Genomic DNA, 20,351 nt, shown 5'->3' with positions numbered 1-20,351 from the left:
ACATAGAAAAGGAGTAAGGATATGCAAAAGAAATATGAGACAGTAGTTAATAAAATAGGTGAGTCTGTATCCGCGTTTCTAGGAGATAAAATGCTGATTTTGTTTGGTGAAAATGCTCCAGCAGAACTTGCTGATTATTGCTTATCCATTACAGTTAATGATATTGAAAATGAAATAAAAACAGGTGACACCCTTCAATTAGGAGAAAGAAAATACACAATTACTTCAGTTGGTGATGCTGTTGAAAAAAATCTTACATCTCTTGGGCATATTACCCTCAAGTTTGATGGATCTGAACAACCAGAGCTACCAGGAACTTTATATTTAGAAGATAGTGAAATAGCTGATGTGAAGCAAGGGGATATAATCCGAATATACTAATCATGTCTCGCCTATAAAGTTAATAGCTTAACATTTCCAGATGAACTAAAAGATGATTGTCGGTGGTTAAGCTATTTTATTTTTTCCTAAGGAGTGAAAATATGAAACTATTCATTGATTCTGCAGACGTCAATAAAATTCAATTGCTTAATGACTATTATTCAATAGACGGAGTGACCACTAATCCAAGTATTATCGTTAAAGAAGGAAAACCCTATTTACCTTTACTAAAGGATATACAAAGCAGTATAGGCACGGAAAAGGAGCTTTTTGTGCAAGCAATTGCTGACATGGCAGAAAACATAGTGGAAGAAGCGAAGTATATACAGGATTCATTACAAGGGAATATAGTAATCAAGATTCCTGTTACAAGCGAAGGTTTAAAAGCAATTAAATTATTGAGCAGAATGGGAATTCGGACATTAGCTACAACTGTTTATACACCTATGAATGCATACTTGGCAGCAAAAGCAGGTGCAAGCTATGTAGCGCCATACGTGAATCGAATTGACAATTTGTCAGGAAATGGTATCCAAGTAGTTAAAGATATAGTAGAAATATTTGCGAAGTCTAATTTTAATTGTGAAGTATTAGCGGCAAGCTTTAAAAACACCCAACAAGTACTAGAGGTTTGCCTAGCGGGGGCACAAGGAGTTACAGCTTCTCCAGACATTATTGAAGCATTTCTTAAAGTGCCATCTATTAAAGAGAATGTAGAAACATTTAGTAAAGAGTGGTATGGATTATACGGAAGTAACAGCCTTTTGGACTAAGTTGAAGCTGCATTAAAGTAGAAAGAAGGTTAGCAGATGATAAAAGCAATTGTTTTTGATTTTGACGGGTTAACAGTTGATACAGAATACGCTTTATATGAAAGTTTTTGTGATATTTTAGAAATGAACCCAGGTAATCTGCCTATAAATGAATATGCTGTCCATATTGGTACGGACTCTAGCAGCCTTTATAATTTTATCTTAAGCCAATCGAACGGACTTTTAACGAGAGACGAAATCATCGAAAAATCAGCTGTTTTGCATAAAGCTAAATTGAATAAGCCCATTGCACGGGATGGGATAGAGGACTACTTGAAAGCTGCTAAAGCACAAGGATTAAAGATTGGCTTGGCATCAAGCTCCTATAGAGAATGGGTAGAACATTTTTTAATTAAACTGAATATTTTACATTACTTCGATGTCATTCAAACAAGAGATAATGTCAAAAAAGTTAAGCCAGATCCAGAGCTTTACGAAAATGTAGTGGAGCTTTTAGGAGTTAATCCGCGTGAAGCAATAGCTTTTGAAGATTCAGCTAATGGCTCTAAAGCGGCACTTTCAGCGGGACTGAATTGTGTAATAGTTCCTAATAAAATTACAGAGCATCTTCCATTTGAGAATTATCATCTGAAATTAGCGAGTATGGCAGATAAATCACTTGAAGAAGTGATAGACAGTATTGAGAAAACTGTTAAGTTGCTTGAGAAGTGAAAATTTATCTAAAAAGACACAACACTTGCGGTGTTGTGTCTGATTTTTTCCTGAAATTTGAATGGGCGTATATTGGTCAGTCCTTCCAATCCAAAGAAGAACTGACTTATTTAATTAAATCACAAAGCACCCATACCGCCATCAACACGGTACTGTACTCCTGTAATAAATGAACTTTCATCAGATGCAAGGAATAGAACCAGATTAGAAATGTCTTCTGATTCTCCGTATCTTCCTAGTGGAATGGATTTTTCCATGTCTGCTTTTGCTGCTTCAGCTTGTCCTGGTGCAAAGCCTTCTTCTAAGGAACGCATCATTCTTGTGTTGACTGGTGATGGGTGAATGGAATTGACGCGCACTTTGTATGGAGCAACTTCGACTGCGGTTGCTTTTGTTAGGCCGACGACTGCGTGTTTTGATGCGATATATGGTGTTACATTCGGGCTGCCGCTAAGTCCGGCAACAGAAGAGGTATTGATGACACTGCCATATCCTTGTTCTTTCATAACAGCTAGTACGTGTTTTAGTCCTAGAAATACGCCGCGTACATTTACGGCAAGGACCTTGTCTAGATCTTCTACTTTTTGTTCGGTTATTGGAGCGACTTTTCCTTCAATTCCTGCATTGTTGAAGAAAACATCGATTTTACCAAACCTTTCAACGGTTTTATCCACATAATTTTTTACATCTTCTTCTTGGGATACGTCAGCCTGAATGGTGATAACCTCGCCTAATTTATCTAATTCTGCTTTTGTCTGATCAAGGGATTCTTGAAATAAATCTACTAAAACAACTTTTGCGCCTTCTTCTAAAAAGCGTTTTGCAGATACCTTTCCAATTCCTCCTGCTCCTCCTGTAATAATGGCTACTTTGTTTTCTTATCTTTTCAAAATTAAAACCTCCTGATTGTTTTGTTAGCGTTTTCAATTTGTTGCAAATTAATATGTGGCAATTTTGTGAATGATGAACTCTGTTTTTATTATAAGTCACTTTGGTGAAAAATTTCTACTAAAACGCTTGATATCAATATGTGTACGGTATTTTTTTCCTAAGAACAGGTTTTGCTAAATAGTATACTTCAGAGCGATATAATAGTTGTCATAAAATCGTCGAATTTCCAAGACTTGTTTGCTCAGTAGAGCAGATATAATGAATGTATAAAAGAGGTACTTTTACCACTTCTTTTACTAACCTTATGGCTTTAAGAATACTTACAGATAGAGCTATTGCCATAAGAATCATATTGATTGACCATGTGAAAAAGTTCACATGGGTATATTTTTCTAGCCCAACCTTGGAGGGGGAAGACAATGAAGAAATTAGTTCTAATTGGAAACGGGATGGCAGGAGTTCGAACAATTGAAGAAATAGTGAAACGAGATGCGGAGACTTTTGAAATAACGATAATTGGGGATGAACCATATCCGAACTATAATCGCATTATGTTATCAAATGTGTTACAAGGTAAAACGACTATAAATGATATTAATATAAACGATTGGGATTGGTATAAGGACAATCACATTAATCTATTAACAGGGGAAAAGGCTGTTTGCATTGATAAAGATAAGAAGGAAGTAATCACAGATAAACAGCAAATCCTTGCATATGATGAGCTGATCATTGCAACGGGTTCAAGTGCCTTTATTCTGCCGGTACCTGGAAGCGATCTAGACGGTGTTATTGGTTTTCGAACAATTGCGGATACAGAGATGATGATGGAAGCAGCTCAAAACTATAAAAAGGCTGTTGTCATCGGTGGAGGATTGTTAGGACTGGAAGCAGCGAGAGGGTTAATCGACCGTGGCATGGAAGTGCATGTTGTTCATTTATTGCCAACACTGATGGAGATGCAGCTGGATGCTGCAGCAGCAAATCTTCTTAAGAAAGATTTAGAAGCACAGGGCATGAAATTTTTAATGGAAAAGCAGACAGCTGAGATATATGGGGAAAAACGTGTTCAAGGCTTAAAGTTTACAGACGGTACTTCTGTAGAATGTGATCTTGTTGTGATGGCTGTGGGGATTCGTCCGAATGTTGCGATTGCAAGAGTTGCTGGCTTGGAAGTGAATCGGGGCATAGTGGTGAACGATCATATGGTTACATCAGATCCATCTATTTACGCAGTCGGAGAGTGTGCAGAACATAATGGCATTGCTTACGGTTTAGTTGCTCCGCTTTATGAGCAAGGAATTGCTCTTGCTGAGCACATTACAGGAGGACAGGGAAAGGGCTATCAAGGAAGTGTGCTTTCAACTCAGCTGAAGGTAGCAGGCTGTGACCTGTTCTCAGGCGGGAAAATTCATGAAGATGAAAATACTCAAGCAATAATAGTACATGATCAATTTTCGAAATTATACAAAAAAATCTTGGTGACAGATAACAAAATCGTTGGGGTTGTTCTTTACGGAGATGCTTCTGACGGTAATCGTTTGTTCAATATGCTAAAAAAACAAGCTGATATAAGCGAGTATACAAGTTCTTCTGTTTTGAGCAAGGCTGGTCAGGACGGAGAAGAGGATTTAGTTGCAAGCATGAGTGCAGAGGATACGGTGTGTGGTTGTAATGGTGTAACAAAAGGAACCATTGTCCACTCTATCCTCGAACAAGGACTTACAACCTTTGAAGAAGTGAAGGGCTGTACAAAAGCCGGCGGGTCTTGCGGTAAATGTAAACCGATGGTGGAAAGCATCCTTGCACACACACTTGGTGACAGCTTTGACGCTTCCTTGCAAAAAACAGGAATGTGCAGCTGTACATCACTTACTCGTGACGAGGTAGTCGCACAAATAAAAGAAAAGCAAATGAAATCACCGAAGGAAGTTCGCATGGTTCTTGATTTTGCAAGCGCTGAAGGATGTTCAAAATGTCGTCCAGCATTGAACTATTATATGCGCATGCTGTTCCCTGAAGAGTATGAAGATGACAAAGCATCAAGATTTGTAAATGAGAAAATGGAAGGGAATATTCAAAACGACGGGACATTTTCTGTTGTTCCTCGTATGTACGGCGGAACAACAACTGCAGACGATTTAATTAAATTGGGAGAAGCGGCGAAAAAGTACAATGTTCCGTTAGTTAAAATCACCGGTGCAAGCCGCATTGGTTTATATGGTGTCAAGAAAGAGGATGTGCCGCATGTATGGGAGGATTTAGGAATGCGGTCTGGTTATGCCTATTCTAAATCACTGCGCAACGTAAAATCATGTGTCGGTTCAGCATTTTGCCGGTTTGGCACGCAGGATTCTTTGGGACTTGGCATTAAATTAGAGCAAGCAATAGAGATGGTGGATACTCCGCATAAAATGAAAATGGGTGTTACAGGCTGTCCGCGGAACTGTGCAGAAGTGTTAACGAAGGATTTTGGAGTTGTTTGTGTAGAAAACGGCTATCAATTGTATTTTGGCGGAAATGGCGGTACGGAAGTTCGTGAATGTGACAGCTTAATAACTGTAAAAACAGAAGAAGAAGTTATAACATTGGCAAAAGCGTATGTGCAATATTACCGAGAAAATGCAAATTACGGGGAAAGAACGGCTCCTTGGGTCGAACGCACAGGCGCGGCTGTTGTTAAAGAAACACTATTGAATGAAGAAAATGTTAGCAAGCTTGTAACTAGCTTTGATAAAGCAAGAGCAACATACGAAGAAGCATGGTCTTCTGTACTGAGCGACCAAAAGAAAAGAGAAATGTTTGAAGTGATTAAAGGATAATCTTCTCGATAATACTGGAGGGGGAAATAGAATGACTGCAACAAAAGAATGGACGAAAATCATGAAGAAATCTGAACTGCCGCAACAAATCGGTAAAGAGGTTCATATAAAAGGAAAATCAATCGCATTATTTCATCTTTCCAATGGAGAGGTAAGAGCGATAGAGAATCGCAGCCCGCATAGAAATGGTCCTTTGGCAGAAGGGATTGTTTCTGGAGAGTATGTCTTCTGCCCGCTTTATGACTGGAAGATTTCTCTCGTTACTGGACTTGTCCAAAAGCCAGACAATGGCTGTGTAGAAGTATATGAAATAGAAGTAAAAGACGACGATATTTATGTGATGGTGTAAACGATGGATACAAACAAGGGGTATGTAGCATTTGTTGGAGCTGGACCTGGAGATATTGGATTGATTACTGATAAAGGGATGGAGTGCTTAAGAAAAGCAGATGTTGTGTTGTACGACCGTCTCGCTAACCCGCGATTACTGCGTTATACAAAAAATGAGTGTGCTTTTATATATTGTGGAAAGCTGCCTAATAACCATATTATGAGACAAGAGAAGATTAATCAGACTTTAATGGAAGAGTCATTGAAGGGAAAATATGTAGTCCGGTTAAAGGGCGGTGATCCGTCTGTTTTTGGAAGAGTTGGCGAAGAGGCAGAAGCAATAGCAACATATAATATACCGTTTGAAATAGTGCCTGGAATCACATCAAGTATTGCCGCAAGCAGCTATGCAGGTATTCCAGTCACACATCGCGATTATAGCACTAGTTTCACGATCAGAACGGGTCATAAATGTAAAAAAAATGAAGAACTAGTATGTGAGCCTAAGCAAGAAGCAATCGGAGAAACACTTGCTTATTATATGGGTGTTCAAGGCTTGCCGACAATCTGTAAGCAGTTATTATCACAAGGCTATTCTGGTGACACAATGGCAGCTGTTATTGAATGGGGAACTTTAGGAAAACAGCGGGTGGTTGAAGGTACATTAAGTACAATCGCAGAGAAAGTAACAGCAGCAGAAATTAAGAATCCAGCTTTAACGATAGTTGGAGACGTAATCAAGCTGCGGTCCTCCATTGCTTGGTTTGAGAAAAAACCGTTTTATCAAAGAAAACTAATTGTCGCCAAAAGCTCATCTGAGGAAAGCTCCTTGGAAAGATACTTTACAAATAATGGTGCTGAGGCATATGCATTTCCTGCTTTAAAGGCAATTCCTCATTCTTATACGAAGGAGGAATTACAGCTGATAATGGATACAGACAGATTAATTATTGCCTCCAAAGAAGGAATAGACATTTTGTTTTCGCAGCTTTTTATGGCGGGATATGATATTCGTGATTTTCCTAGACGGATAGAATATATGTCTGATAAAACCCGACAGGAGCTTGAAAAAAGAGGGCTGCGATGTGCAAGGGCACACTTTGACGATAGCAGTGCAGTCTTAATTGGCGATAGGTGGCTATTAACAGAAAGTACATTCTCTGATAATCAGCGTGTTTTGCCAAGTCATACTATTGAAATAGACACCCGCTATCAGGAGATAAATGAACGATTATTAACAGAGGATAATTGGGAAACAGTTATCTTTCCGAATAAGCGGTCAATCGATATCTTTTTGCAAGAATGGAATAAGTACAGCGACAGAGATCCAAAAGAAATGTCATTTGCTGCAATTGGTCAATCTGTAAAAAAATATGCATTGCTAATGGGATTCAAACGAATAGATGAGCAGGTACAGCAGGAACTAGATAAAAAAGAATGGATGCGTGATCACGAATGGATGCAGTTGTATACATTGGACATGGCAGCCTTATAGCTGAAGGAAATAACCAGTTTATAAATTTTATCGAAGAAGTAAAAAAGGAAATGAACATACCAGTTCAAGAAATTGCGTTTTTAGAACTAGCTTCACCGACAATCTATGAAACAATGAAAAAGGTAATAAAAGCAGGAGCAAAGCAAATTTTAGTCGTACCTAATTTATTATTTGCTGCAGCACATTTTAAAAGAGATATTCCAGAAGAGCTGGCACTGATAAAAGCGGAATTTCCAGACGTAAGCTTTTATATTTCCAAGCCATTTGATCTTCATCCAAAGATGATAGATTTAGTAATGAAGCGTATAGCAGAAAAACGTAGAGACAATGAAGGGACTATTTTAATTGTCGGCAGAGGCAGCAGTGATCCGGAACCAATATTAAAGCTGATGGAAATAAGCAATAATATTTATCAGAGACTGGAATCACCAGTATATACAGCTTTTTTGACTGCGGGGAAGCCGGCATTTGCTAATGAGCTGTATAAACTTCAGCAAGAGTACAGCAAAATATATATTATGCCATATTTATTATTTACAGGTACGCTGTTAAAAAGAATGGAAAGTGCAGTTGCCAACAGTCAGGACGAGGTCATTCTTTGTCCGCCATTACAATACGATTTCTTGCTGAAGGAAGTATTGTTAGAAAGAATGAAAGAGCAATTAATGGCTGACCGAACTAATTAAAGCAATAAAAGGAGTGATTTAAATGAAGGATGTTATTACAACTTTTAGTAATACTGCATTAACGAAGATTAATGCGCTTAATACGAATAAAAGTAAGTATTTAGTTGGTGCAATGCTTGCTGGATTTTTTGTTGGCTTAGGGATTATTCTTATTTTTACAATAGGGGGAATGCTTGCACCTGCCAATTTTGCAGGTACAAAAATTATTATGGGTATCTCCTTTGGAATTGCGTTGAGCTTAGTAATTATGGCAGGAGCAGACCTTTTCACTGGCAATAATATGGTGATGACGATAGGCATGCTCGAAAACAAAGTAACGTGGAAGGATACTGGGAAGGTTTGGGGATTTAGCTATTTAGGCAACTTTATAGGCTCCATTCTTGTAGCATTATTATTCAGTTATTCTGGTTTAGCTGTTGGCGGAGTAGCAGACTTCATAACACATGGAGCAGAAGCGAAGATGAGTGCTCCTTTTATAGAGTTGCTTATTCGCGGTATTCTCTGTAACATCTTAGTTTGTTTAGCTGTATGGAGCTCCGTTAAGCTAAAGGATGAAACAGCCAAATTAATCATGATATTCTGGTGTCTCTTTGCATTTATCACTTCTGGATTTGAACATAGTGTTGCAAATATGACTCTAATGTCTATTGCTTTAATCATTCCACACCCTGAAACAGTGTCTATTGGTGGAATGTTTGCTAATTTACTGCCAGTGACAATTGGCAATATTATCGGCGGCGCAGTTTTTGTAGGTGCGGCTTACTGGTATAATATTTCTGAAAAGACACAAGCGGTTGTTAAGTCATTTAAGAGGGAAGCATAATAGGATTTTATGTGAAAATATTCACATTTTGAAATGAATTATATTGATTATCAGAAAAGAGTCCAGTTAGAACTGGTCTCTTTTCTCAAATGTTATTTAGCTCCAGCATCTAATAGTATGTCGCTTATCTTTGCAAACCCTAACTTCTTTGCGTGTTGCAGGGGAGTAACCCCACTTGAATCAGGGATGTTTACATCTGCACCGTGGGAGATTAATAATCGAAGTGTATCCTGTTGATTTTTCCCGCCATCCCCCAGCACAATAGCTTCTAATATAGCTGTCCAGCCAAGATTATTGACATGATTAACATCAATATCAGTTTGTTCGAGAAGCTCTTTGACTACATCAACATAACCGTGCTCAGATGCTGGTATTAATGCTGTACCGCCAAATCTATTTAACAGCATTGGATCTGCACCGGCATCTATTGTCAACTTGATGATTTCCAAATATCCCTCTGCCCCAGCGTACAGAAAGGGGTTGTTTTTCATATTATCTTGAATATTAACGTCAGCCCCATTATTAATTAGCAGCTTTACTGTTTCAGGGTCATTATTGTAAGTGGCAAGCATTGCTGCAGTCCGGCCTTCTTGGTCTACGCTGTTAATATCAGCACCGTCTTCTATAAAGCTTGTAATTTCAGAGATATTGCCATTCTCGACTGCTTGAAAAAACTGCTCTTGTTCTTGAGTAGTCATTGGTTCTTCAGCCTCCTTTTTAAGATCAGGCACTGGGTCTTCTGAATCAATCACCTCCGCTTGATCAGGCTCTGACTGATTATTCTGTTGTGCAGGAGCTTTTTGACAACCAACTAAAATGATGGGTATCAATAATAAGCTTAATAGTTTCTTCAAATAGACTTAGCCTCCATTTCTTAAGAATATGCTATTAATGGGAGAGCGAACCAGATAATAATGTCCCTTTATAAAAAACAGCCTCTCTAGTTGCCCGTCTTGCAACTGCTTCAGCACTGCATGACGCCTTAACAAGATTCATATCAGCATCGTCTCCAACAACTGGCCATACTTGTTTGCCTTGCTTATCCAACGGTGTTTTCCCGCCAGTAATAAACTTAAGTGACTGTGATAATGACCATTCATCAGCATATCCATAAAGTTCTGCCAGACGGCCTGCCTTTTCTAAATTATCACCGTTGCCAAAAGGGGACCAATGGTCAGTAAGGCTGTCTGTACCTAGTGATACTTGAACACCTTTCTCCTTCAAAAGGGGAATTGGCATGATCAGTTTTCCGATAGGGACCGTTGAAGTAACCTCTATTCCAAGCTGAGCGAACCGTGCTGCCAATTCAGCAGCTTTTGTATCTGGAATACCAGCAAAGCCAAACGCATGGCTGACTGTTACTTTGTTATGCAGCCGCGCCTGCTCCGTTAAATCTGCTAATCTATTCATCGTAAACAATCCTAAATGATCTCTGTCATGGATATGGATATCAATCTCGGAATTGGTATCAACAGCCATTTCGATTATTGTATTTAATGACTTTTCGATATTTCCATCGACTGTATGAGGATCAACTCCGCCGACATGTGTTGCTCCATGTTTTAAGGCTTCTCTGACAAGGCTCTCCACGCCAGATTGAAGTAAGCCATGCTGCGGGAATGCGACAATCTCATGTGAAATCTTTCCGGAGAATGTTTGCAGAGCATCGAGTGTAGCTTCTAAATTTTTCAGTCCTACTACAGGATCAATGTTAACGTGGGTGCGAACATGTGTTGAACCGAACCCAATCAGTAAATTTAAGATTTTCTTTGCTCTATCCTTGGCAGTCGGCAATAATTGTGGCAACAGTTCTTTCTCCTCTGCAAAGCGATCAAAGATGCTTTTCGCTGGTGTAACGGCTTTCCATGGTCCGCCGTAATAGGTTTTATCAAGGTGAATATGCATTTCTTTAAAGGTTGGCAGCAACAGCCATTTTTGTGCATCATATTTGATTGCATTATCACTAATTACGGTTTCTTGAGGAACAATTTTGGTGAATTTTCCATTTTCAACGAGAAGATGGAAAATGGCTGTGTCTGTGCCTGTAATGGTTTCATTGTTATTGTACTGATAACCGGTTTCTAAACGGACGTTTGTCAGCCAATAAGAAGAATATGTCATGCTATCATCCTTTCGTAAACCCACCTGATACTAGTTTTCCACGGTACATAACGGCAGGGCGGTTTGATCTTCTAGCAATTGCTTCGGCAGAGCAGCTTGCTTCTGTGAAGACAATGCTCGCATCGTCACCGACCTTTGGCCAAGCCTGCTGTCCGTTTTTATTTAACGGTGTAATACCTCCAGTAATAAACCCAAGTGTTTCGGCAAGCATTTGTTCTGTTGATCTGCCTGTAAGTTCAGCTAACCGACTGGCCCGCTCTAAAATATCTCCATTTCCAAACGGTGACCATGAGTCGAAAATATTGTCACATGCTACTGCAACCTGTACTCCCTTGTTATGCAGGAAGTTGACGGGAGGCATGGTTCTGCCAATCGGTACACTAGTAATAATCGAAATACCAAGCTCTGATAGCATCTGTGCCATTTCATCCGCTTCGCCTTCACCCATGTCTGCCAATGCAAACGCGTGGCTGACAGCCACTCTTCCTTGCCAGCCAGACTCTTCAGTCAGTTGTGCCAGCCTTTTTATCGTTTCTAGTCCAAGCTTGCCTGGATCATGCAAATGCAGGTCAATATCAGCATTTCCTTCAACGGCAATCTCCATCATTTGCTGTAATGATTTCTCCATATTCCCATCCACATTAGCAGGATCGACACCGCCTACTAAACTAGCACCGTTACGAACAGCTTCTCTTACTAAATCTGCGCAGTTATTACGAAGCAATCCATGCTGTGGGAAAGCGACAATTTCAGAGGATAATTTTCCTTTATAATCTGCAAGTGCTTCTTGGATTTCAAAGAAGTTTGTGAGCCCAGCTTCTTGATAGATATCAACATGTGTGCGAATATGTGTGGAACCTGCTTGAAGCAGTATTTCAATTAGTGCTTTCGCTCTTTCCTTTGTTGTAGTGGAGAGCGAGGGAAGTACTCTTTTTTCGATTTCAAATCGTTCAAAAATACTAGCTACAGGAGTTACTGCCCGCCATTTTTCTCCTAAAATTGTCTTGTCTAAATGAACATGCTTTTCTATGAAGGACGGTAAGGCCAATAAGTTATCGACATCTTTTTTTGGTAACTGGTCGTCAGGCAATGTATCAGCAGAAATAATTTTGGCGATTTTGCCATTTTCCACAAGCAGATGACAGTTTTCCGTTTCCGTTCCAATAACCACGCCATTTTCGTAGCGAAACCCTTTTTCCAAGCAAACATTCGTTAGCCAGTAGGATGAAGACATGATGCTCACCACTTTCTATTTTGATAATTAATAAGGCGAAATAAGTTAAATATAGCTGTTTATAGTAATCATAACGAACTAAAAATGCATATTCAAGCAGAAAAACTTAAAATAGTTCATTATTTTGCAAGAATACTTAAAAAAACTTATAATATAAGGAATGAGGTGAAGAAATGTTACAGGATGAAAGACTTGAGGCAATTGTCCAATATTTACAAGTAAATGAGAGAATTGATATAGAAACAATCTGTGAGCTGAATCATGTATCAAAAGATACAGCGAGAAGAGATTTGATTCTTTTGGAAGAAGCAAAAAGAGTAATTAGAATCAGAGGCGGAGCAAAAAGAACGCAATTACACAATGAGGTTTATAATTTTGACGAGCGCGCTGAAATGGCGTTTGCAGCAAAGAATGAGATTGGCAAACTGGCAGCGTCCTTGATTCGTGAAGGAGACCATCTTATTTTAGATGCATCAACAACAGTTTTGGCCTTAACAAAATACTTATCAAGCCAGAATCATAATATTGTGACCAATTCGATGGATGTTGCGAATGAATTATTGGGAAAAGAAAATTTCCGCATTAATCTGTTAGGCGGGACAGTTTCTAAAAATCATCGAGCCATATATGGTTCACGGGCAATTAAAGATATCCAAGATTATAAAGTAAACAAATGCTTTATTGGAACCTGCGGTATTTCTGAAGCGGGTTTGTCAACGTCCATTGAGGAAGAAGGCCTGCTAAACCGTGAAATGGTAAGAAGTTCTGATACAGTTATCGTCCTTGTTGATTCTACGAAGTTTAATAAAACCTTTTTCCAAAAAGTATGCGGTTTAGAAGACATTGATATCGTTATTACGGAAAAGGAAGTGCCGGAAAATATGCTTGAAATACTAGAAAAGCACAATATCCAAGTAATTTCTGTTATAAATGAGCTCGGAGTGTAAAAATATAAAACTTTATTAAGATTCCAGTTGTTTTCCATTTTAGTACATTATACGATGTGTTCAGACATCGATGTACTTTAATGGAAAGGAAAGTAAATATGAACCCTAGTATAGAGATAATGCCGTCTTGCACAGTCACCTATATGAGACAAATAGGCCCATATGGTCCTGAGAATCGACGATTAATGGAGAAATTCAAAGGTTGGCTTGATGCTAATAACCTGCTGGAGCAAAAATCTAGTATTTTCGGTATTGCCCAAGATAATCCCTTACTGACAGCACCGGAAGCTTGCCGATACGACGTTTGCTTAATTGTTCCTCAAGGATTTATTACAGATGACAAGGAAGTAAAGCTAAGAGGTATGAGCGGAGGGAAATACGCTGTCTTCAAAATAACCCACACAGCAGAAGCTGTTCAAAGGGCATGGGATGAAGTATTTCTAGTATTGGATGCATTCGGGTTTAAGCTTGATAAAACGAGACCTGTATTGGAGCGGTACAGCATGGAGCTTGTTGAGAGGCATTATTGTGAGCTTTGTGTTCCGGTTAGGTAATGGTTATGGATGTATGAGTTTGTTCATCAGGATAATATAAGAACTCTGCCCCAATAAGATTTATTGGGGTTTTCTCTTTTACAGTGGAATTATTTTTTGAAAATTGTCCATCCTATATAGGAAAATACGACAGTAAAACGGAATTTAATAATGGCAAACAATAATTCTATAAACCTTGGAGGTAAACATGGGAAGATTAGTACATTTCGAGATTCATGTTAGTGACATGGATCGGGCAAAGAAGTTTTATGGAGAGGTATTCGGCTGGACATTTCAGGATTGGACGGAATATGCCGGAATGCCTTACTTTGGAGCTGTAACAGGTAAAGAGGAAGAGTTGGGGATAAACGGGGCATTAATGCAGCGACAAGGCCCAGCTCCTGAGGCTACCCAAGCATTGAATGGATTTGCTTGTACGATGGGAGTAGAAAATTACAATCAAAGTGAAGCGAAAATATTGGAAAATGGCGGGACAGTCGCATTGCCGAAATATGCGCTGCCTGGAATGGCTTGGCAAGGTTATTATAAGGATCCAGAGGGGAATATTTTTGGGATTCACCAGCCAGATGAAAATGCGAAATAATTATCATAAGCATTACAACTCCACTAAGGTAGATAGAGGAAACTTTATTTGCTTTGTGGAGTTTTTTATTTGGAATAGCTGGAGTGTCATTTATGTGTTTTTGCTTTTCAGAAATGGTACATGTTGAATAGTGTTCAAATGGTAAAATTAAGAAGTAATAACAAGTAGGCTTATGCTAGGGAACTTATATCGTTAGAATGGAGCTGCAAATTAAGAAAAATAGGAGGGGGAATAAAGGGGTGAAAAATTTAAAGATAGTAAGCAATGGGTTTTCATTTGTGGTTTAGGATATGTAGTCATTATTTTAGTAGTACCGCTTATTTTAACAGCTGCTGAATATACATGCTTCATACAAACTCCATTTCCTCTCGCTAGAGCTTGGTGAAATGTTTAATAACCCGTCTGAGATGTACAGTTTATTTACTGTTGCTGGAATTATTTTCTTTGGTTTACTTGGTGCCTTCGTTTTTTTACTATTTTCAAAAATACCAAAGTATTTAAAACACAAAAGGCAACGACGATGTCGTTGCCTCCTTCATACAATTATCTGCTTCCAACCTCATCTGTTACCTTCAACACAATATTATCTCGCGTTGCACCAAGGCGGTCGAAGCTGCCATACTTTTCTCGAACTAGCAGCAGGACTGCTCCTCCAAGAATACTCGGAATCGCAAAGGCCATAAAGGCACTTTTTGGTTCAAGATTTGTGGCAAGTAACAAGCCGATAATAATTGGGGCGAGTATGGATCCAATTCGCCCAAACCCAACTGTAATGCCGACTCCTGTAGAACGGATTTCTTTCGGATAAAACTCAGAGATATAAGGATTTGCCAGGTTTTGTGTACCACCTGTGCAGGCTCCTCCTAATGCGATTAAAACATAAAGCAGCAATGCGTTTGATGTTAGGCTTAGTGCGACGAAGCAAACTGCGCCAATCAGCAGCATGGAAACAAGGACATTTCGATGTCCGATTTTATCAACGAGATAGCCGCCAAGCAATGATCCGATAATTTGGCCGACACTCAAGACGAGTGTAAATGAGAGGGCGGATGTTAAGCCATAGCCTGATTCTTGCATGATTTTTGGCAGCCATGTGTTTAAGCCAGAAACCATTAGAAGACTGCAGACAACAAAAATCCAGAAAGCGAAAGTACTGATAGCACGTCCGTTTGAGAATAGTTTTTTAAGTGGTGCGCCACTTTCAGCTTCTTTTCCTGTTGCAAATACATACTCATCTGTTTCTTTATAATTGCCACTCGGGTCTATTTGGTTCATGATATTTGCTATTTTGTCCTTTTGCTTGCGCGCTGTGTAATAGGAAATTGATTCAGGGAACTTCTTCAAAAAGATTGGCAATGTGAATAATGGCAGAATTCCCAGCCAGTATAGAATTCTCCAGCCGAAATCCTCCAACAAGTACATGCCAAGCAGTGAAGCGAAGATTCCGCCGACAGAATAACCGCAATACATTGTCGCTACGATTAATGCTCTATTTTTCTTAGGGGAATAGTCGGTCATCATGGCGATAACGTTTGGCATTAACCCGCCCATTCCGATTGATGCGATAAAACGCATAATTGTAAAGATAGTGACAGTCGGTGCCAGTCCTGAGCCAAGTGTGAAAACACTGAACAGGAACATGCAGATTGCTAATACCTTTTTGCGGCCGATAATGTCCGCGACAGGGCCGAGGATAAAGGAACCGAGCATCATCCCGACAAGTGTATAGCTTCCAACCGCTCCTGCTTCAACAGATGTTAGCTTAAAGTCCTCCATCATTAACGGCAAGCCTACACCGTACATGGCAATATCAAAGCCGTCGAATGCAATGGCGTACACACACCATAAATAAACTAATAAATGAAACCGATTGAACTTGCTTGCCGCAATTACAGCAGACGGGTTAATGCTCCGTGCTTTAATCGTCGTTGATTTTGTTGTCATTATTTGTTCTCCTTGCTATGTTTGATTGTGTTTGTATAATAGCATGGCAAAGCTGGTATAGAGTAACTGTTAATTTAGATAATTGGTTATAGTGTAAAGCTATAACAACAAGATAATTTACATAGTTTGGATATAAAAGCGTTTTCTTTTCGGAAAGAAATGTCTGGTATTTATGGAATGGCTCGTTTCTGGTTATAAACCTGTTTTTCTAGTACTATATTTAAATAGATAGTAAATGAAAAGAGTTGAGGTATTTTACTGTATGAATAAGGAGTTTACAATAAATCCTGATGCGTGCTTTTCTAAGCAAGAGCAGAAGGCGTCCCAATATTTCCAAGAGCTTTATGGACAGGTGGCAGAAAAGACTTTTATCCCAATCCTGACAAAGGATTTTGCTGAGTGGAAGCATAACCATATTCAACCTCCTACTATTTTCTCGCTTTTTTCCCGGCGAAAGGGCAAGGAAGTTTCGTCGGGATATCAGCATTATATCCACTGGTTGAATCAAACAGGCAAACTAGATGATTATTTGGATCGCAGTGTTTCTTATCTTTATATGAGGGATTTAGGGAAATCCTTAGAAGCACCGGAAACACTTGCTGGAATTAGAAGCTCTGTTGAGAGCTTGAAAAAGCATTTGACTGGTAAGAATAAAGAAAAAATCGGGATTTTCAGTATGGCGAGTTTGTATCGTTTTGCGGAGAAGGAAGGTATCGAGCCGACGATGATTTGGCTGATGGATAAGCTTAGGTCGGTTTCTGCCAATATTCCAGCAGGAATGGATGCAGCAAACGCCCAGCGCAAGCTTATCAAAATTATTGCTGGTGTTATCATGCATGTTTTGGATGATTTAGAGGATGGAGCAGAGTCTGCTATTCGCTCGCAAAAGCTAAGTGAAGCAATAAAGCTCGGGTTTTCTTATGGATTGACATATCCGTTCATTGATGACCTCTTTGATGCAAAAATATTGTCTTCAGAAGAAGAAAGACAATACTCTCATTTAATTCGAACGGCACTTACTTCAGGAAATGTTCCAGAATTAGGAGAATGGCGTGGAGATAATGCTGAATTAATCTTCTATATTCATGCTGAACTGCGAGAAGCATTTGAATATATAAAGGCAAACCAGCGGGAGGAAATGATTACTCCGTTTTTAGAGCAGGCTTATGTGTTTTTTCAATCCCAAGAGGTTGATCGGCATAAAAATCTCTCTAACAGAAAATACACAAATGAAGACTTGTTTATCCCAGTCATTTTAAAGTCATCTTCTTCTCGCTTAATTGTTCGATCTGTCATAAGTGCACAGCTCGAAGAAGGCTTTGAGAGCAGATCTTTTTTCTACGGAATTTACAACCAGCTTGCAGATGATTTTGCTGATATGTTTGATGATTGGCAGGATGGATCGGTAACTCCTTATACGTATTATATGAAGCATCATGGTACACGCTCTGACTTGATAAATCCTTATGAACTGTATTGGACGGTTATATCCCACTTAATTCATAATGTGTATAACTCGGACAGGAAGACGTGTGAGGTCATATTGGACCGGGCAATTAACGGTTTAAAGCGTTTTAAGAAGAAGTGGGGAACAGAAAAGTACAACCAAACAATGGAGCTTTTCGCATCTGCTATGCCAGAGTTTAATAGAATCATTCAAAAAATGGTTAAAAGGGCAGATGATGTTGATTTCTTTGATAAGCTTCTTAGAGATCATATGGTTGGTATCCTCCAAAGTGACAGAGCGGAGCATGAGCAGTTTTTTGAACAAGTTAAAACGGTACGCAGCCAGATTAACAGCGCCATGACAATAGAGAGCTCGGAGAATAGTTTGTTTGCAGAGCCGCTCACTGATGGAGCGAACTACAGTCTGAATGGTGACGGGAAACGATTAAGACCAATAATGACGTGGTTTATGGGTGTACATGGCTATGGGTTGGACGGCAAACAAATATTACCGCTGCTGCGTTCCCTGGAATATATGCATACAGCCTCTTTGATTTTTGATGACCTGCCATCACAGGATAATGCCAATATACGCAGGGGAAGACAGACATTACATCAGGTTACGAACATTGCAGTTGCTGAATTAACTGGTCTTTTTCTAACACAAAGGGCAGTAGAGGAGCAGACATCTCTTAGCTCCTTTGACCCAAAGACTGTGCTGCGTTTAATTGAGTATTCCTCCAAAAGGACTGCAGACATGTGCAAGGGCCAGGCGATGGATTTGGACTCTAAGGGCAAAATTTTAACTCTTGAAGAGCTGAACAGGAAGAGCTTCTATAAGACGGGAATGGCATTTGAGGTTTGTTTGATTATGCCTGCCATTCTTGCAAAGGCAGATGAAGCGGAAATGGACATATGGAAGAAGTTTTCCTACCATGCCGGTATTGCTTTTCAAATTAAGGATGATTTGCTTGATGTCGAAGGAGATACAAGTCAGCTTGGAAAGCAGGCTGGAATTGATGCAGACAACAATCAAACCACTTTTGTATCGATCCTCGGGATAGACGGAGCGAAAATGGCGATGTGGGAACATTATTGTCTTGCTGTTGAGACATTAGAGCAAGCGCCACGCAACCCTGCCTTCTTAAAATATTTGCTCGATTATTTTGTGAACAGAGATCGATAAAAGATTACACGAAAAATGCTCTTCTTTAAGGAGGAGCATTTTTTTGTGTAATCTGATAGGATATACCTGTTTCAACATTTTGGATAATGCAGTAATATATACCTGTAATATAGTACGTAAGCAGGGGAAATGAAATGCAAAATTTAACAGTAGAAAAAGCCTATTCAGCCAGAGCATGGATTGCGAGAATTGCCATTGCTGTACTCTTCATCCAACTGATGGGAGGGTCTTTCAGCAGTCAAGCTGAAGCAGCCTCGAAAAAAGTCACAGTGTATTCAGTCAATGCTTCCACACTTAATGTGCGCAGCGGTGAAGGAACGAAGTATAAAAAAATTGGCACATTAAAAAGAAACCAGGTTGTATCTGTCAAAAAAACAATGAAGAGCGGTTGGTATCAAATTAACTATAGTGGGAAGACAGGATATGTGAGCGGAGAGTATATCTCCAAGACGTCTGTTTTAAATGTCCCGCTTATCAAGCAAAGGCCACAGCTTCCTTCTGGATGTGAAGTGACTGCATTGGCAATGGCACTTGCCTTTTACGGCAAAAATGTGGATAAGACAGTGCTGGCGAAGCAAATGCCGAAAGACAAGACAGCAGTTGTCAGAAACAAGGATAATTCAATCAAAATTTGGGGTGATCCTGAGGTTGGATTTGTCGGTGATCCTTTTGGGAATGGAATAACAATTAATCCAAATCCACTTAAAGAGGTTCTCGACAATTACCGAAAAGGTGGACTTGCACTATATGGAAAGAACTTCAGTGTTATCGAAGGATATGTCAAAAAAGGCGCGCCGACTCTCATATGGTTTACAGTTACGCATGAGATGCCGACGAAAAGAACATGGAAAACACCGAAGGGCAAAACAATTCAAGCACCAAGACCACTGCACTGTATTGTAGTCACAGGTGTGGACAGCAAGTATGTCTACTTTAATGATGGTGAATCAACAAGCTTGAGCGGAAAAAATAGCAGAATAGAAAAAACAAAATTTATCAATATTTATAATGCAATGGGAAAAAGAGCGCTTGTTGTTAACTAGATTAGCAGTTTAATAATAATCTATTCGTTAATAGATTAAGCCCTGACAAAGCCAAGACAAGAAAAATAAAGAAAGTACGTCGCCTAAAAGAAGACAAAAAATATATAATAAAAAGAGAATATATATTGTCTGTCATTCTCATTAGGAGGTAGTAGCGTGGCTGAAATTAAATTTGAAATCACTGAACATATTATGGTTCTATCTGAATCCGCAAAAGGGTGGACAAAGGAGCTGAACTTAATCAGCTGGAATGGCCGTGAACCGAAGTATGATATCCGTGACTGGGCTCCAAACCATGAAAAAATGGGTAAAGGAGTAACACTTGATTTGGACGAGGCAGTGAAGCTGAAAAAAGCCTTAAATGACTCTAGACTATAAAAT

General features: G+C 39.3%; 18 protein-coding genes and 1 pseudogene. 14 read left to right on the top strand and 5 right to left on the bottom strand.

Annotation, left to right across the window (positions count from 1 at the left end):
* The first annotated feature begins 21 nt into the window (after window positions 1-21).
* The 3 genes from EM808_RS24405 (at window position 22) to EM808_RS24395 (ending at window position 1,865) form a co-directional block, all read left to right on the top strand.
* The gene (locus tag EM808_RS24405) at window positions 22-381 is read left to right on the top strand and encodes a PTS glucitol/sorbitol transporter subunit IIA (RefSeq protein WP_127741759.1); all 360 of its coding nucleotides are present in this window, start codon (window positions 22-24) and stop codon (window positions 379-381) included.
* A gap of 101 nt (window positions 382-482) precedes the next feature.
* Window positions 483-1,154: a transaldolase family protein gene (locus EM808_RS24400; protein ID WP_127741757.1), complete on the top strand. Its 672-nt coding sequence runs from the start codon at window positions 483-485 to the stop codon at window positions 1,152-1,154.
* 36 nt (window positions 1,155-1,190) lie between these two features.
* Complete coding sequence (locus tag EM808_RS24395) at window positions 1,191-1,865, top strand: HAD family hydrolase (protein ID WP_127741755.1); 675 nt, start codon at window positions 1,191-1,193, stop codon at window positions 1,863-1,865.
* Between the two features lie 119 nt (window positions 1,866-1,984).
* On the opposite strand, the pseudogene EM808_RS24390 reads toward EM808_RS24395, so the two are convergent.
* Window positions 1,985-2,731 (bottom strand): annotated as a pseudogene (locus tag EM808_RS24390) (SDR family NAD(P)-dependent oxidoreductase); the annotation flags it as partial.
* A gap of 444 nt (window positions 2,732-3,175) precedes the next feature.
* Between EM808_RS24390 and nirB the strand changes: the two are divergent.
* Genes nirB through EM808_RS24365 form a run of 5 tightly spaced genes read left to right on the top strand, consistent with a single transcriptional unit; the run spans window position 3,176 to window position 8,912 of the window.
* Entirely contained in the window at window positions 3,176-5,578 is a 2,403-nt protein-coding gene (gene nirB / locus EM808_RS24385; protein ID WP_127741750.1) for a nitrite reductase large subunit NirB, read from the top strand.
* 31 nt (window positions 5,579-5,609) lie between these two features.
* Entirely contained in the window at window positions 5,610-5,927 is a 318-nt protein-coding gene (gene nirD / locus EM808_RS24380; RefSeq protein WP_127741748.1) for a nitrite reductase small subunit NirD, read from the top strand.
* 3 nt (window positions 5,928-5,930) lie between these two features.
* The gene (cobA, locus tag EM808_RS24375) at window positions 5,931-7,403 is read left to right on the top strand and encodes a uroporphyrinogen-III C-methyltransferase (RefSeq protein WP_127741746.1); all 1,473 of its coding nucleotides are present in this window, start codon (window positions 5,931-5,933) and stop codon (window positions 7,401-7,403) included.
* Window positions 7,364-8,089: a sirohydrochlorin chelatase gene (locus EM808_RS24370; RefSeq protein ID WP_127741744.1), complete on the top strand. Its 726-nt coding sequence runs from the start codon at window positions 7,364-7,366 to the stop codon at window positions 8,087-8,089. Before cobA ends, EM808_RS24370 begins: the two co-directional genes overlap by 40 nt.
* Before the next feature lie 22 nt (window positions 8,090-8,111).
* Window positions 8,112-8,912, top strand: coding sequence for a formate/nitrite transporter family protein (locus EM808_RS24365; protein WP_127741742.1), 801 nt, complete (start codon window positions 8,112-8,114; stop codon window positions 8,910-8,912).
* A gap of 92 nt (window positions 8,913-9,004) precedes the next feature.
* On the opposite strand, the gene EM808_RS24360 is transcribed toward EM808_RS24365, so the two are convergent.
* The 3 genes from EM808_RS24360 to EM808_RS24350 all read right to left on the bottom strand — a co-directional run bounded on the left by EM808_RS24360 (window position 9,005) and on the right by EM808_RS24350 (window position 12,267).
* A complete protein-coding gene (locus EM808_RS24360) occupies window positions 9,005-9,664 on the bottom strand; it encodes an ankyrin repeat domain-containing protein (protein ID WP_412758977.1) in 660 nt (219 codons plus the stop codon).
* 136 nt (window positions 9,665-9,800) lie between these two features.
* On the bottom strand, window positions 9,801-11,033 hold the full coding sequence (locus tag EM808_RS24355) for an amidohydrolase family protein (protein ID WP_127741739.1): 1,233 nt from the start codon (window positions 11,031-11,033) through the stop codon (window positions 9,801-9,803).
* Between the two features lie 4 nt (window positions 11,034-11,037).
* Window positions 11,038-12,267, bottom strand: coding sequence for an amidohydrolase (locus tag EM808_RS24350; protein WP_127741737.1), 1,230 nt, complete (start codon window positions 12,265-12,267; stop codon window positions 11,038-11,040).
* A 173-nt stretch (window positions 12,268-12,440) separates the two neighbouring features.
* Here EM808_RS24350 and EM808_RS24345 point away from each other — a divergent pair, with 173 nt between their 5' ends.
* From EM808_RS24345 to EM808_RS24335, 3 genes are all read left to right on the top strand, one after another.
* Window positions 12,441-13,214 carry a DeoR/GlpR family DNA-binding transcription regulator gene (locus tag EM808_RS24345; protein WP_127741735.1) on the top strand — a complete coding sequence of 258 codons (774 nt, stop codon included), beginning with the start codon at window positions 12,441-12,443 and terminating at the stop codon, window positions 13,212-13,214.
* Between the two features lie 98 nt (window positions 13,215-13,312).
* Window positions 13,313-13,768, top strand: coding sequence for an AraC family transcriptional regulator (locus EM808_RS24340; protein ID WP_127741733.1), 456 nt, complete (start codon window positions 13,313-13,315; stop codon window positions 13,766-13,768).
* Window positions 13,769-13,955: 187 nt separating this feature from the next.
* The gene (locus EM808_RS24335; protein WP_127741731.1) at window positions 13,956-14,351 is read left to right on the top strand and encodes a VOC family protein; all 396 of its coding nucleotides are present in this window, start codon (window positions 13,956-13,958) and stop codon (window positions 14,349-14,351) included.
* A gap of 543 nt (window positions 14,352-14,894) precedes the next feature.
* Here EM808_RS24335 and EM808_RS24330 read toward each other — a convergent pair.
* Window positions 14,895-16,295 carry an MFS transporter gene (locus tag EM808_RS24330; protein ID WP_235856705.1) on the bottom strand — a complete coding sequence of 467 codons (1,401 nt, stop codon included), beginning with the start codon at window positions 16,293-16,295 and terminating at the stop codon, window positions 14,895-14,897.
* A gap of 262 nt (window positions 16,296-16,557) precedes the next feature.
* On the opposite strand from EM808_RS24330, the gene EM808_RS24325 reads away from it, so the two are divergent.
* From EM808_RS24325 to EM808_RS24315, 3 genes are all read left to right on the top strand, one after another.
* Window positions 16,558-18,927: a polyprenyl synthetase family protein gene (locus EM808_RS24325; protein WP_127741729.1), complete on the top strand. Its 2,370-nt coding sequence runs from the start codon at window positions 16,558-16,560 to the stop codon at window positions 18,925-18,927.
* Window positions 18,928-19,061: 134 nt separating this feature from the next.
* The gene (locus tag EM808_RS24320) at window positions 19,062-19,970 is read left to right on the top strand and encodes a C39 family peptidase (protein WP_235856704.1); all 909 of its coding nucleotides are present in this window, start codon (window positions 19,062-19,064) and stop codon (window positions 19,968-19,970) included.
* Between the two features lie 156 nt (window positions 19,971-20,126).
* Window positions 20,127-20,348 (top strand): YdbC family protein, encoded by a 222-nt coding sequence (locus EM808_RS24315; RefSeq protein WP_127741727.1) that lies wholly within the window; start codon window positions 20,127-20,129, stop codon window positions 20,346-20,348.
* The last annotated feature ends 3 nt before the right edge of the window (window positions 20,349-20,351 follow it).

The sequence above is a fragment of the Niallia taxi genome (genome assembly GCF_004005475.1).
GTDB classification, from domain to species: Bacteria; Bacillota; Bacilli; order Bacillales; family Cytobacillaceae; genus Niallia; species Niallia taxi.
This window is presented reverse-complemented; position numbering and strand designations above follow the sequence as displayed.